Below are 13,651 nucleotides of genomic sequence, written 5' to 3'. Positions count from 1 at the left end.
AGCCGCTGCCGTTTCTCAGAAATCCTGCCACAGCGGCGCGGCTCCGCCGGCGGCTGCACGGACCGGGGACGCGCTTTTCGCAGGCAGGGGCCGGGCGTCGGCACTGTCCCAGCCGAGGTCCGCGGTGTCGGCATGGCCGCCCCCGGACGCGGCGGGGCGGGCGGCCCTGGGCTGGGTCTTCTGTGCGGCACGCTTGGGCGCGGGGGCCTTCTCGGACATGGCTGCGGCCGGGCCTGCGTCCCTCGCCACCGGCCGGGGCTTTGTCCCCGGGGTGCCCTGGGTGCGGAACCGCGCCACGAGGCTGCGCAGCCCCACCGCCTTGTCCTTCAGCCCGCGGCCCGAGGCCACGCTCTCCTGCACCATCGCGGCGTTCTGCTGGGTCACCTGGTCGAGCATGGAGATGCCGTTGTTGATCTCGCCGATGCCCTGCGCCTGCTCTGCCGCGCCGACCGCGATGTGCTGCACCCGTTCGGAGACCGAGACGACCTCGTGCAGGATGCCCTCCATCGCGGTGCCCAGTTCCGACACCAGCCGCACGCCGTTCGACACGTTCTCGCTGGAGTTGGTGATCAGGCTGCGGATTTCCGACGCGCTGTCCGACGACCGCTGCGCCAGTGCGCGCACCTCGGAGGCGACCACCGCAAAGCCGCGCCCGACCTCGCCCGCCCGCGCGGCCTCGACGCCCGCGTTCAGCGACAGAAGGTTGGTCTGGAAGGCGATGTCCTCGATCACCCCGATGATCTGGGCGATCTGCTTCGAGGAGCTTTCGATCGCGCTCATGGCGTGCACCGCGCGGCCCCGCACCTCTTCGCCGCGCTCCGCCTGGTCGCGGGCGACCCCGATAGCGCCGACGATCTCCTTCGCGCCACGGGCGGTGGAGTTCACGCTGGCCGAGATCTGGTCCATGGCGGCTGCCGTCTCTTCCAGCGTGGCGGCCTGGTTCTCCGTCCGGGAGGAGAGCTGTTCCGCCCCCTCGCCCAGCCGGTCGATGTCCGTCTCCATGGAGATCGCGCTGGAGCGCAACTCCTCGATGATCGCCGACAGCGACTCTGCCGTGGCGTTGAAGTGCTCCTTCAGCGGCGCGTAGTCGCCGTCCAGCGTCTGCCGGATCGCACAGTCGAGATCGCCGTCCGCCAGCTTGACCAGCGCCTCGCGCAGCGCCTCCATGGCCTTCGCCTGCTGGGCCGCCTTCTGCTGTTCGCGGGCATGCGCCGCCTCGACCTGGGACAGGTCCTCGCGGAAGCCGTTCAGCGCGCGGGCGATGTCGCCGATCTCGTCGGTCGTGCCGGCCTGCGCCACTTCCGTATGGTAGTCGCCGTCTGCAATGCGGCGCACGCTCTGCAACAGGTCGCCGATCCGGCCGGTCAGCATCCGCGCCACCACGATCGCCACGCCCATCACCATGACAAGCACGATCAGCACCTGCGCCACGGTCGTGACGAACAGCCCGTTCTCGGTGGCCATCGCCTCCTCCCGGTCCTGCTCCATCACGATGTGCCAGTCCGTGCCGTTGACCTCGAAGCTGTCGGCCAGCGCCAGCGCCGGATTGCCCGACAGCCCCGTCACGTCGTCCGAAAAGAAGGTCTCGTTCTGGCGCGTCGCAATGACCTGCGGCAGGTCCGGCAGCGGGTCGAGAATGCCGTGCCCGCCCGGGTGCTGCGATGCGGTCAGCGCCAGCCCCTCGCCATTGACCGCGTAGATCAGGCCGGTCCGGCCGAGGAACGGCGTCTGTCCGAGGATCGTGCCGACCTCCTCGACCCTGATCTGCAGCGCCGCGACCCCCAGGAGAACACCCTCCGCGTTGAGCACAGGTGCCGCGACGAACTTGGCGGGCAGACCGTCCCTCGGGGCGTAGGCTTCTATCTCGGAGAACACCGCGTCGACGGCCTCCAGCGCCAGGGCCTCCCGGAAGACCCTGCCCAGAGCGCTGTCGGCATAGGGGCCGGTCACGAAATTCGTGGCGAACTCCGGTCCCTTGACGACCGAGTAGACGAGGTTGCCGTCCGGATCGAACAGGAAGAGGTCATTGTAGTCCCGCATCTGCTGGAACCGGCGCAGGTCCGGGTGGAACAGTGCATGCGCCTCCGACCACAGCGATCCGTCCCGTGCCGTCATCAGCTCGTCCTTCGCCCCCACCGGGTTGGGGTTTTCGTCGATATAGAGCTGGCGGAGCGTTTCGTCCGGATTCTCCCCCACAAGGCGGCGCGACCGCGTAAAGCGGTTCAGCGCATCCCCGGTGCTGTCGAATTCGGCCATCAGGATGATGTCCGTCTCGATCTGCGCCAGCCATTCCCGAAGCGCCACCTGGCGTTCTTCCATGACCGCCTCCAGCACCGCGCTGCGCCGCTCTTCCAGCGCCCGCGCCGCCTGCCAGTAGGCAAAGGCCGAAACGGCGAGGACGATCGCAAGCGTGGGTATCGCGATCTGCAGCGGAACCTTCCACTTCAGGTTCATCGCCTTGGTCTTGCGGGACAGGGTTTCGGACGTCATCGGCTTCTCCGGCGAAAATGGGTCTGGACGGGCGCGGCCCTCCGGCCCCGTCGGTCCGGGCTATTCATGATCGCGAAGTCTTTAGATCGAATTAATCGAAAACCGATCGCAGGGGCGCCGGGCCTGATCCCCGCGCGCCACCCCTCAAGGCCCTGCAATCGTTTGGAAAAACGCCCATCCCGCCGCTTTGATGGCAGGGCGGCCCGCAGGTGTCCCGCCGCTCAGGATTGCACCTTCACGGCCCATGCGGTACTGCGCACGAAACCGACACCCTCAGCGGAGCGATGTTATGGCCTCTTACCAGTACGTTTACCACATGGACGGCGTCTCCAAGACCTATCCCGGGGGCAAGAAGTGCTTTGAAAACATTCGCCTGTCCTTCCTGCCGGGCGTGAAGATCGGCGTCGTCGGCGTCAACGGCGCCGGCAAGTCGACCCTGATGAAGATCATGGCCGGCATCGACAAGGACTTCACCGGCGAGGCCTGGGCCGCAGAAGGCGCCAAGGTCGGCTACCTCCCGCAGGAGCCGCAGCTCGACGAGAGCCTGACCGTGCGCGAAAACGTCATGCTGGGCGTCGCGGGCAAGAAGGCGATCCTCGACAAGTACAACGAGCTGGCGATGAACTACTCGGACGAGACCGCCGACGAGATGGCCCAGCTTCAGGACCAGATCGACGCCGAGAACCTCTGGGATCTCGACAGCCAGATCGACGTCTCGATGGAGGCGCTGCGCTGCCCGCCGGACGACGCCAATGTCGCCACCCTTTCTGGCGGTGAAAAGCGCCGCGTCGCGCTCTGCAAGCTGCTGCTCGAAGCGCCCGACATGCTGCTGCTCGACGAACCGACCAACCACCTCGACGCCGAGACCATCGCCTGGCTCCAGCAGCACCTGATCGAGTACAAGGGCACCATCCTGATCGTCACCCACGACCGCTACTTCCTCGATTCGATCACCGGCTGGATCCTCGAACTCGACCGCGGCCGCGGCATCCCCTACGAGGGCAACTATTCCTCGTGGCTCGAACAGAAGGCCAAGCGGCTGGAACAGGAAGCCCGCGAGGACAAGGCCAAGCAGAAGACGCTGGAACGCGAACTCGACTGGATCCGGCAGGGCGCCAAGGCCCGCCAGACCAAGTCCAAGGCGCGGATCCAGGCCTACAACGAGATGGCCAACCAGTCCGAGCGCGAGCGTGTCGGCCGGGCGCAGATCGTCATCCCCAACGGCCCGCGCCTCGGCGCGAAGGTGATCGAGGTGGAGCACCTGAACAAGGCGATGGGCGACAAGCTCCTGATCGAGGACCTGTCCTTCTCGCTGCCGCCGGGCGGCATCGTGGGCGTCATCGGCCCCAACGGCGCGGGCAAGTCGACGCTCTTCAAGATGCTGACCGGGCAGGAAAAACCCGACGCCGGCACGGTCGAGCTGGGCGATACTGTGCAGCTGTCCTACGTCGACCAGTCGCGCGACGACCTGAACGCCACCGACACCGTCTGGCAGGCGATCTCCGGCGGGGCCGAGGTGATCAAGCTGGGCGACGCCGAACAGAACTCCCGCGCCTACTGCGGGGCGTTCAACTTCAAGGGCGGCGACCAGCAGAAGAAGGTGGGCCAGCTCTCGGGCGGTGAACGCAACCGGGTGCACATGGCGCGCCTGCTGAAGGAGGGCGGCAACGTCATCCTGCTCGACGAACCGACCAACGACCTCGACGTGGAAACCCTCCGCGCCCTCGAGGACGCCCTCGTCGACTTCGCCGGCTGCGCCGTGGTCATCTCCCACGACCGCTTCTTCCTCGACCGGATCTGCACGCACATCCTGGCCTTCGAGGGCGAGGCGCACGTGGAATGGTTCGAAGGCAACTTCGAGGACTACGAAGAGGACAAGAAACGCCGCCTCGGCGCCGACGCCCTCGAACCGAAGCGCCTGAAGCACAAGAAGTTCACGCGTTGAGCAATACAGGGTGGGCGGCCAGCCCACCCTGCCCTGCCGGATGGCGAAACCCGGCCGGATCTGTTACGATCTTCGGGAGTGCGGCCGCGCAATCCCGGCCCTGCATTTTCAGCACGACCCGTTTTCAAATGACTTTCCGCCGCAGAGGACAGACGCCCATGGCCCGCAGACCGAATTCGGCGCGCCCGTCCGGCGCATACCCCCTCTGGCGCGTCGTCTCGCGCAGGCCCCACAGGCGGCTCCTCTGCACCGGGATGGTCCGCAACGAGATCGACATCATCGAAACCTGGATCGCGCACATCACGTCGATTTTCGACCAGTGCATCATCTACGATCACCTGAGCACGGACGGCACCCGCGAGAAGCTGGCGGAACTGGCGGCCAGGCACCCGAACCTGGACGTCCGTCCCTTCGAGGAGCCAGAGCTGGCCCAGGGCCGGCTCATGACCTCCGTGAAGAACGAGCTTGTGGCCAGGGGCGAAACCGGCTGGCTGTTCTTTCTGGATGCCGACGAGTACCTCGATGTCCGCTCCCGCAAGCACCTCAGCAGGACCCTGCGGCGCTGGTCGTTCAGACAATGCGTGCACATGTTCTGGGACAACGCCGTCCTGCTGGAGAAGGGCAATGTGCAGCCGCACAGCCGTATCGGCCGCTGGCACGACACGGCCATCTGGATCCGCAAGTCCGCGATCAACCTCGCGATTGCCGACCGGGACCTGACCGTCGCCCAGGGCAATCACCGGTTTCTCGGCAAGCACAAGTACGCCCGGTCCGTGAATTGCGGGATTCGTGTCCTGCACCTGCCGATCCGCTCCACCGCGCAGCTCCGCGCAAAGTTGGCGACGGGACTGGCCGCGAATGACCGGCTCGCGGACGGCGAAGGCTACGCCACGCACTGGCGCCAGATGGCGGATCTGGAGTCCGATCACGACGCCCTGCTGACCACCCTTGTCCATCACTACGGGTCCGAAGCCCTGAACGATGTCGTCCGCCAGCCCGCGCCGTCCCACGACCTGGAAACACGGCTCTGCGATGCCGTGGCCTTTGGCGCACCGTCTGACGAAGTCCCCGCGCACCCTCAGGCACGCCCGATGCGGCTGGGAAAGCTGCTGTTCGCGAAAGGCGCCCGCCTCGGCAAACGGCGACACCGGATGCCCCCCGGCAGCCCTGGCCCCGAAGAGGAATCGTCGGCAGCCAGCCACTGATCGGCCCCCCGGCGCCGCGATCCCGGCCCCTTGGGTCCCGCGACAGCGCACAGATACCCCGCTGACAGGCGACACACCTTCCCCCTTGCGTCCGGGCCCTCAACCTGTCATACGCCGTCTTGCTGCAGTTACCACTATCGCCTCCCTGTCTCCCTCATCCGGCGACAGAGCATCGATTTTGCTCTGACCTACGCCGGACCGTAGCGATTTTGCGTGCGGTAAATCTATCAGGAGACACACGATGGCCACTGGCACCGTGAAATGGTTCAACACCACCAAAGGCTTCGGCTTCATTCAACCGGAATCCGGCGGCAAGGATGTGTTCGTGCACATCTCTGCAGTCGAGCGCTCCGGCCTGACCGGCCTCGCCGACAACCAGAAAGTCAGCTACGAGCTGCAGACCGGCCGTGACGGCAAAGAGTCCGCAGGCAACCTCGAGCTGCTCTGACGACTCTGCCTTCGGGCAGAACCGGACGCAGGGAGAGTGCCCTCTCCCTGCGGCTCGGGCGCAGACCGCCGCGCCCGATGTCTACGGCGCCGAAAAGAACGGCGCCAGACGACGCAGATTTGACGCTCAGGCCGAAAAGCGCCTGTCGCGCTGCGCGTTCAACACAACGTTAACGCAATCTCTCTTGCTCAGAATCACCAGATCTGAGATACGATTGCCCTTGCTACGTTACCAGATCGCCTACCTGTCTCCCTCATACGGCGACAGAGCACCGATTTTGCTCTGACCTACGCCGACCCGCAGCACTCCCGCGTGCGGAACAAGACAGGAGACATCACGATGGCCAAAGGCACCGTGAAATGGTTCAACACCACCAAAGGTTATGGCTTCATCCAGCCGGATGAGGGCGGCAAGGACGTGTTCGTCCACATTTCCGCAGTCGAGCGTTCCGGCCTGACCGGCCTCGCCGACAACCAGAAAGTCAGCTACGAGCTGCAGACCGGCCGCGACGGCAAGCAGTCCGCAGGCAACCTCGAGCTGCTCTGAGCACGCTTTCGGGGCTCCGCGCCGCTCGCGCGACGGGGCCCCTCCCCTTCCGGCACCAGGACTGTCGAGCCGCAGGCTCCGGTCATGCCGGTCCCCTTCCGGATGCAGACGATTCGGGGCGCTTTCGGCGCCTCTGGGCCTGTGCGGCAGCGCCTCTCCCGAAAAGGTTACCAACCGGCCGGTTCGGGGGGCCAAACCGGCCGGGACTCACCTTTCGCAAACGTTAACGCGGCAGGATGAACGGCGCGGACGCGCCATTTACACTTGCCAGTTTCGCCGTTCTCGCGCTTCATGGCGCCATGTTACGCAATATCCCGGCTATCCTGTCCCCCGACATCCTCCACACGCTGCGTGCCATGGGCCACGGCGATGTGCTCGCCATCACCGATGCGAATTTCCCGGCCTATTCAATGGGCTGCAAGGTGCATCGCCTCGACGGCATCCCGGCGACCGACGTTCTGGACGCGGTTCTGACGCTGATGCCGCTCGACAGCTTCATCCCGGATCCCGCCTATACCATGCAGGTCGTGGGCGATGCGGACGCCGTGCCCGAGATTGTCGCGGAATTCCAAGGCATTATCGACCGCGTTTCCGATAACCCAACGAAGATTACCAGCGCCGAAAGATTCGCCTTCTACGACCGGGCCAAAAGTAGTTTCGCCGTGATTCAGACCGGGGAAACAAGGCTTTACGGCAACATCCTGCTGACCAAGGGCATCATTCCGCCGGGGTGATCCTGCCACACTCCGGTCACGTATTCCGTACTGGTGGAACCTCCTGATAGAGCACAGGTTAATCTTGTCAAAGGAGGTGCCAAGAATGGCTCGCAAGACACGCAAACCGCAACCCGAACTGCCGGTGGCCCCGAAGCCCAAGTCGTGGCGTTTCACCGACTGGGCTTCGCTGTAAGGCCTGGGTCTAGATCCCGGTAAGTGCCTGGATCTGCTGAACAACGTCATCAGCCCCGGTGCCCTGCCGCAGGCTGGTGAAGATAAAGGGACGACCGTCCCTGACCCGGGTGGCATCCTCACGCATCACGTCGAGCGAGGCCCCTACGTAAGGCGCAAGGTCGGTCTTGTTGATGACCAGCAGGTCCGAGCGCCGGATAGCAGGCCCGCCCTTGCGCGGGATCTCTTCTCCGGCAGCAACATCAATGACATAGACGGTAAAATCCGCCAGTTCCGGCGAGAAGGTGGCGCTTAGGTTGTCGCCGCCGGATTCGATCAGGACGACCTCCACCTCCGGGTGCCGCTCTACCATTTCCGCCACCGCGGCCAGGTTGATCGACGCATCCTCTCGGATCGCCGTATGCGGGCAACCCCCTGTTTCCACACCGATAATCCGGTCCATCGGCAGGATCTGCATGCGCATCAGCGCCTCTGCGTCCTCCTGCGTGTAGATGTCGTTGGTGATGACCCCGATCGAATAATCGTTCTTCAGACGCTCCGCGAGGCGGGCGGTCAGCGTCGTCTTGCCCGCACCGACCGGTCCCCCGATCCCGATGCGAAGCGGCCCGTTCATGGTTGTCACGATTGGAAAATCCTTACGTCCAGTGTCTCGTGTGTCATGGAGGCGATATCCGCCATGAAGCTGTTCGACCAGATCTCGCCGCCCTCTGTCACGACGGTCTCCGCCACCGCGACGCAGGGCGCCGACAGCGCGGCGACGATCCGTTGTGCATCGGTCTGGCCCAGCGGCATCAGCCGTTGCCCGCAGGCCACGAGGTTGCTCACAACCCCCTGAAGATAAAGGATGAGCAGCGGCCCAAGCTCCAGCCCCACGCGGCGCGCGGCATGGCCCAGGGCGACCGGCAGCACCACCGCGGGCACCTCGATCTGCCAGACGTCAGAGGTGATCCGGGCAAAGGCCGCGCCCTGCCGCTCCGCCTCCCTCAGGCGGTCGGAGGAGGGCATGTAGGACCGCGCCAGCGCGTCCAGTTCGGCAAGCGGCAGGTCCTCGTGCCATGCCCGCGCGATCCAGACCGCGTCCGACCGTCCGCTGCCCACCTCGACCACGTCGCGCAGCCAGGCCTCCAGCGACCGGGCATCGTGCACGTGGCCGTCCGCGCAGGCCCGCTCCAGCCCCTGGGAAAAGGCGAACGATCCCAAGGGGTAGGACGGCGACAGCCATTGCGCGACCGTCAGGAGCCGGGGGTCAATGGGCATGGGCGGTGTGGCCGTGTTCGTGGCTGTGGGTACGGCCATGCCCGTAGGCGCCGCCCTCCGGGGTAAACGGCCGCACGGCTTCGCGCACTTCGGCGCCGACGTGTTCAAGCATGTGGCGGATCACCGGATCACGCTGAATCACAAGATGGTCATCGAGGATCTGGCAGGGCGTGTGGCGGTTGCCGATGTGCCAGGCCAGACGCGCCAGCGGACCGCGGATTTCCAGCACCTCCTCGGCCGCGGCCCTCACCGCCACAAGCCGTCCGTCGCCCAGCTCCAGCGCATCGCCATCGTCGAGAGACGTCGTCTTTTCCAGGTCGACCACAAAGGCCAGGCCGCTCTCGGCCACCAGCCGTTTTCGCCGCAGAAAGCGGCCGTCATAATCCAGAACCACGGTCTCGGGGGCGCCTGCGCCCTCTCCGCGTTTCAGGATCTGTGCCACGGGGATATCATTCATTTCACTGCCTCGATCCGGTGATAGCTGTAGCGGTCGGTAGTCCCGTCATAGGTGCTGCCCGCGAAATAGGCGATGCCCAGTTCCGGCAGATAATGCAGCAGATCCACGGTGTTGGAGTCGTCCTCCGAATAGCGGATCTCGATGGGGATCATGTCGTAGGTACAGGCGCCGAAGGTCGCGCGGGCCTGTGGTCCGAAGTCGTAGGACTGCACTTCGCGCTCGAGGCTGCCGTTCTCGTTGCGCAGCAGCTCGAACTGGGCGGTCGAGCCGGGCACGGGCCGCGGCAGGTCCTCGGCGTTCTGCGGGAAGGCATAGGTCATGCGGGTCGACGGATCCGGTTCCTTGCCCGCCATCTCCACAAGCTCCAGAAGGTAGACCCCCTGCCCCAGCAGCGTACGCGTGGCGCCGCCGTCGGCGTGCGAGTAGATCGCTTCGACCACGCCAGGGCGCAGGCTGCGAAAGACCTCGCTGTCGCCCTCGTCCACGTCGAACCGGATGCCTGTCTCGAGGTCCGCGGCCACCGGACACTCCGCCGCCACCGGCCCCGCGACCAGCAACACTGCCACCAAGCCCAAGATTCGCATCGGTATTCTCCTGCCGCGCGTGCCTCTGGCCGATGGAAAAACGCGCGTCTTGTTCGATTTGATAACCAAGTTTTTACCCCATCGACTTAACCAGTTTCGCATGGGCAACAGGCAAATCATATCCCGCATCTCCACCTCCCTGGATTCCATCCGGGAGCGCATGCAGATGATCAAGGAACTCCATGTCGAGCTGTCCGGGCGAGAGCCCGTCTACTGCCCGCAAGGGTCCGGATCGCACCCTGCAAACGACAGGCGGGACGCCGCGGTGCACATGCCGCCGCGTTCCGCGATGACTGGCAGCGACCGGCGGCCCTGACCTTCCGCCCGGCACGTCAGAACAGGAAATACCTTTGTGCCATCGGCAGTTCGGTCGCCGGCTGGCACGTCAGCAGTTCGCCGTCCGCGCGCACTTCGTAGGTTTCCGGGTTCACCTCGATCTTCGGGGTCGCGTCATTCAGCTTCAGGTCCGCCTTGCCGATGCCGCGGGTGTTGCGCACCGCCACGGTGGACTTCGCGAGCCCAAGCGACGCCCCGATCCCTTCCGACTGCGCGGCTTCCGACACGAAGGTCACGGCAGAGTTCTCGACGCTGCGGCCGTAGGCGCCGAACATCGGGCGCGAATAGACCGGCTGCGGCGTCGGGATCGACGCGTTCGGATCGCCCATCTGCGCGCAGACGATTGTCCCGCCGATCAGCACCATCTCGGGCTTCACGCCGAAGAACGCCGGGTTCCAGAGCACAAGGTCCGCGCGCTTGCCCGCCTCGATGGAGCCGATCTCGTGCGCGATGCCATGCGCGATGGCCGGGTTGATCGTGTACTTGGCGATGTAACGGCGGACGCGGAAGTTGTCGTTATCGCCCTTCTCCTCCGACAGCCGCCCGCGCTGCTTCTTCATCTTGTCCGCGGTCTGCCAGGTGCGGATCAGCACCTCGCCGACACGGCCCATGGCCTGGCTGTCGGACGCGATGATCGAGAACGCGCCCATGTCGTGCAGGATGTCCTCGGCGGCGATGGTCTCGCGCCGGATGCGGCTTTCGGCAAAGGCCACGTCCTCGGGGATCGACTTGTCGAGGTGGTGACAGACCATGAGCATGTCGAGGTGCTCTTCGATGGTGTTCACGGTGAAGGGCCGCGTCGGGTTGGTCGAGGACGGCAGCACAAACGACTCGCCGCAGATCTTGATGATGTCGGGGGCGTGCCCGCCGCCCGCGCCCTCGGTGTGGAAGGCGTGGATGGTGCGGCCCTTCATGGCCTTCACCGTGTTCTCGACAAAGCCGCTCTCGTTCAGTGTGTCGGTGTGGATCATCACCTGCACGTCCCAGTCGTCCGCCACCGAGAGGCAGCAGTCGATGGCGCCGGGGGTGGTGCCCCAGTCCTCGTGCAGCTTCAGCGCGCAGGCACCGCCCTTGATCTGCTCGATCAGCGCAGCAGGCAGCGACGCGTTCCCCTTGCCTGCAAAGGCGAGGTTCATCGGAAAGGCATCCGCCGCCTGCAGCATACGGCCAAGGTGCCACGGCCCCGGCGTACAAGTGGTGGCAAGCGTACCATGCGCGGGGCCGGTGCCGCCGCCCAGCATGGTGGTCAGGCCGGAGTGCAAAGCGTCCTCGATCTGCTGCGGGCAGATGAAGTGGATGTGGCTGTCGAACCCGCCTGCCGTCAGGATGCGCCCTTCGCCCGCGATGGCCTCCGTTCCGGGGCCGACGATGATGTTCACGCCCGACTGGGTGTCCGGGTTGCCCGCCTTGCCGATGGCCGCGATGCGCCCGTCCTTCAGCCCCACGTCCGCCTTGTAGACGCCGGTCCAGTCGACGATCATCGCGTTGGTGATGACGGTGTCGACAGCGCCCTCGGCCCGGGTGACCTGGCTCTGGCCCATGCCGTCGCGGATCACCTTGCCGCCGCCGAACTTGACCTCTTCACCATAGACTGCGGCGTTGGCGCCGCTGCCACCGCTGACCGCGGCGCCCACGGCTTCGGCGGTCAGGTCGCGTTCGACCTCGATGATCAGATCGGTGTCGGCCAGGCGCAGGCGGTCCCCGGTGGTGGGACCGAACATGGCGGCATAGTCTGCGCGTTTGATGGACGTCGGCATTCCTGTAATCTCCCTCGTTCGCCGGTCTGCCCACGCAAGGCGCCCCGGCGGCTTGTTCTTTCCGGTCTCACCGGCCGCAAGGCGTCCCCCTCAGGGCCGCCGGAATCCTCTTCGCGACAGCCGGCGCCGGTTTTCCCGGGCGGCCCTGTCGAACGGCAGCACCACGGCGTCATAGACCGCGTCCGGCGCCTCGCCCCGCCACGCCGCCCGGATCATCCCGTGCCCGGCCTCGACCATCGCGGCCTGCTTTTCCGAGACCATGCGCGTGTTCTCGGACGCAGGCACCGACCAGATGCCCATGAAGCCGAGCGTGCGCATGGTGATGACAGCCGAGGCCTCGGCCGCCATGAGGGCCAGCATGGCCTGACGTTCCGCGACGCGGAGATAACAGGTGAGCGGGGAAGAGGACTGCACGAAAATGCTCCTGTAGGTAAAGGCAGAGAGGCTGCGGCGCGCGCTCCCTGCAGCGTTGACATACCTCCCACTCACGCCCCCGGTCATGCCTTGAACGCCTCGTCGACCGGGACCTGCAACGCGTTGACGATCCCGTTCGTCTGCATGGCCATTCCGATCACCGCCAGAAGCTCGCCATGCATCTCTTCGGTCATGCCCTTCGCTTTGGCGGCGGCGCTGTGCGAATGGCAGCAGTATTCGCAGCCGTTCGCAGCCGAGACGGCGACATAGATCATCTCCTTCGTCAGCGGGTCGAGCGCCCCGGGCGCCATCACCACCTTCAGCCGCTCCCAGGTCGCCTGCAAGAGCGGCGGGTCGTTGGCCAGCGCGCGCCAGAAGTTATTGACGAAGTCGGTCCCCCGCACGCGGCGGATGTCGTCAAAGACAGCGCGGGCCGTCTCCGACAGGTCTTCGTCGGACAGGAGGGGAACAACCGCCATCAGACGACCGCCAGCACGCGCGCCGGGCCGCCCGTCCCCGCCTCGTGCTTCGGCGCGCCGACAAACAGCGTCGCGCCAGTGGCCGGCAACTGGCCCAGCCCTTTCAGGTTCTCGATCCCGTAGCGCCCGGCGGGCAGCCAGGAATAGTGCACGGCGAAGTCGGCGGAGTTGCCGGGGTCGAGCGACAGCGTGTCCACCCCGATCGACGCCGCGCCCATTTCCAGCAGCATGTCGGTCGCGGACTTCGCGAACCCCGGGAAGGCGAAATTCCCTTCGGCGTCGGTGCGATAGGCGTCGCTGCCCATCTTCTCTTCCCAGCCTGAGTTCATCGCCACGCAGGCGCCCTCGGGAATGTCGCCGTTGGCCGAGATCCAGGCCTCGATGTCCTCGGCCTCGACCATGGCGTTCGGGTCCTCGGCGGCCTTCGCGGTGATGTCCACCACGCAGAGCGGGCACATCAGGCTCTCGGGCGCCAGTTCGTCGACCGAATCCGCGCCTTCCGCGAAATGCGCCGGTGCGTCGATGTGCGTGCCCGAATGCTCGTAGAAGGTGACCTTCCAGATCTTGTAGCCGTCCGCGGCATAATCTTTGTCCGGTTCGAACATGATGCCTGGGTTGCCGTCGAAAGTCGGGAACTCGGGCGTCAGCGTCCATGTAAGGTCGACGACCTTCCCCGACGACTGCGCCAGCGCCGGCCGCGCGGTCACCGCACCGGCGGCGACGGCGGCCACCCCCGCCGCGGCGCTACGGCGAAAGAAATCGCGTCGGGAAAAGGCGGACTTCCGCACGTTCTCGATCAGGCAGGCGTTGCACATGACTTGGTAC

General features: G+C 65.9%; 14 protein-coding genes. 5 read left to right on the top strand and 9 right to left on the bottom strand.

Translation table 11 applies throughout. The features are described 5' to 3' along the window. Positions 1–15: 15 nt before the first annotated feature. Entirely contained in the window at positions 16–2,490 is a 2,475-nt protein-coding gene (locus tag QNI11_RS03670) for a methyl-accepting chemotaxis protein (RefSeq protein ID WP_283982384.1), read from the bottom strand. A gap of 289 nt (positions 2,491–2,779) precedes the next feature. On the opposite strand from QNI11_RS03670, the gene ettA reads away from it, so the two are divergent. The 5 genes from ettA (at position 2,780) to QNI11_RS03645 (ending at position 7,368) form a co-directional block, all read left to right on the top strand. Next, the gene (gene ettA, locus QNI11_RS03665; RefSeq protein WP_100927807.1) at positions 2,780–4,435 is read left to right on the top strand and encodes an energy-dependent translational throttle protein EttA; all 1,656 of its coding nucleotides are present in this window, start codon (positions 2,780–2,782) and stop codon (positions 4,433–4,435) included. A gap of 158 nt (positions 4,436–4,593) precedes the next feature. Beyond that, entirely contained in the window at positions 4,594–5,640 is a 1,047-nt protein-coding gene (locus QNI11_RS03660) for a glycosyltransferase family 2 protein (RefSeq protein WP_283982383.1), read from the top strand. A gap of 241 nt (positions 5,641–5,881) precedes the next feature. Beyond that, positions 5,882–6,088 (top strand): cold-shock protein, encoded by a 207-nt coding sequence (locus QNI11_RS03655; protein WP_100927809.1) that lies wholly within the window; start codon positions 5,882–5,884, stop codon positions 6,086–6,088. Between the two features lie 339 nt (positions 6,089–6,427). Continuing rightward, on the top strand, positions 6,428–6,634 hold the full coding sequence (locus tag QNI11_RS03650; RefSeq protein WP_005860647.1) for a cold-shock protein: 207 nt from the start codon (positions 6,428–6,430) through the stop codon (positions 6,632–6,634). Between the two features lie 236 nt (positions 6,635–6,870). After that, on the top strand, positions 6,871–7,368 hold the full coding sequence (locus tag QNI11_RS03645) for an RbsD/FucU family protein (RefSeq protein WP_254698342.1): 498 nt from the start codon (positions 6,871–6,873) through the stop codon (positions 7,366–7,368). Positions 7,369–7,552: 184 nt separating this feature from the next. Here QNI11_RS03645 and ureG read toward each other — a convergent pair whose 3' ends face one another. The 8 genes from ureG to QNI11_RS03605 all read right to left on the bottom strand — a co-directional run bounded on the left by ureG (position 7,553) and on the right by QNI11_RS03605 (position 13,641). Beyond that, positions 7,553–8,155 carry an urease accessory protein UreG gene (gene ureG, locus QNI11_RS03640; RefSeq protein ID WP_198521879.1) on the bottom strand — a complete coding sequence of 201 codons (603 nt, stop codon included), beginning with the start codon at positions 8,153–8,155 and terminating at the stop codon, positions 7,553–7,555. Positions 8,156–8,160: 5 nt separating this feature from the next. Then, the gene (locus tag QNI11_RS03635) at positions 8,161–8,799 is read right to left on the bottom strand and encodes an urease accessory protein UreF (protein ID WP_283982382.1); all 639 of its coding nucleotides are present in this window, start codon (positions 8,797–8,799) and stop codon (positions 8,161–8,163) included. Beyond that, positions 8,789–9,256 carry an urease accessory protein UreE gene (locus tag QNI11_RS03630; protein ID WP_283982381.1) on the bottom strand — a complete coding sequence of 156 codons (468 nt, stop codon included), beginning with the start codon at positions 9,254–9,256 and terminating at the stop codon, positions 8,789–8,791. The genes QNI11_RS03635 and QNI11_RS03630 overlap by 11 nt, the downstream gene beginning before the upstream one ends. After that, positions 9,253–9,840, bottom strand: coding sequence for a hypothetical protein (locus QNI11_RS03625; protein WP_283982380.1), 588 nt, complete (start codon positions 9,838–9,840; stop codon positions 9,253–9,255). The genes QNI11_RS03630 and QNI11_RS03625 overlap by 4 nt, the downstream gene beginning before the upstream one ends. A 332-nt stretch (positions 9,841–10,172) precedes the next feature. Then, complete coding sequence (gene ureC / locus QNI11_RS03620) at positions 10,173–11,933, bottom strand: urease subunit alpha (protein WP_283982379.1); 1,761 nt, start codon at positions 11,931–11,933, stop codon at positions 10,173–10,175. 90 nt (positions 11,934–12,023) lie between these two features. Further along, positions 12,024–12,347 carry an antifreeze protein gene (locus QNI11_RS03615; RefSeq protein WP_283982378.1) on the bottom strand — a complete coding sequence of 108 codons (324 nt, stop codon included), beginning with the start codon at positions 12,345–12,347 and terminating at the stop codon, positions 12,024–12,026. 83 nt (positions 12,348–12,430) lie between these two features. Beyond that, on the bottom strand, positions 12,431–12,826 hold the full coding sequence (locus tag QNI11_RS03610) for a carboxymuconolactone decarboxylase family protein (protein WP_100927816.1): 396 nt from the start codon (positions 12,824–12,826) through the stop codon (positions 12,431–12,433). After that, positions 12,826–13,641 carry a cyclase family protein gene (locus tag QNI11_RS03605; protein ID WP_283982377.1) on the bottom strand — a complete coding sequence of 272 codons (816 nt, stop codon included), beginning with the start codon at positions 13,639–13,641 and terminating at the stop codon, positions 12,826–12,828. The genes QNI11_RS03610 and QNI11_RS03605 overlap by 1 nt, the downstream gene beginning before the upstream one ends. Positions 13,642–13,651 lie beyond the last annotated feature (10 nt).

Source organism: Sagittula sp. MA-2, assembly GCF_030126985.1.
Taxonomy (GTDB): Bacteria; Pseudomonadota; Alphaproteobacteria; order Rhodobacterales; family Rhodobacteraceae; genus Sagittula.
This window is presented reverse-complemented; position numbering and strand designations above follow the sequence as displayed.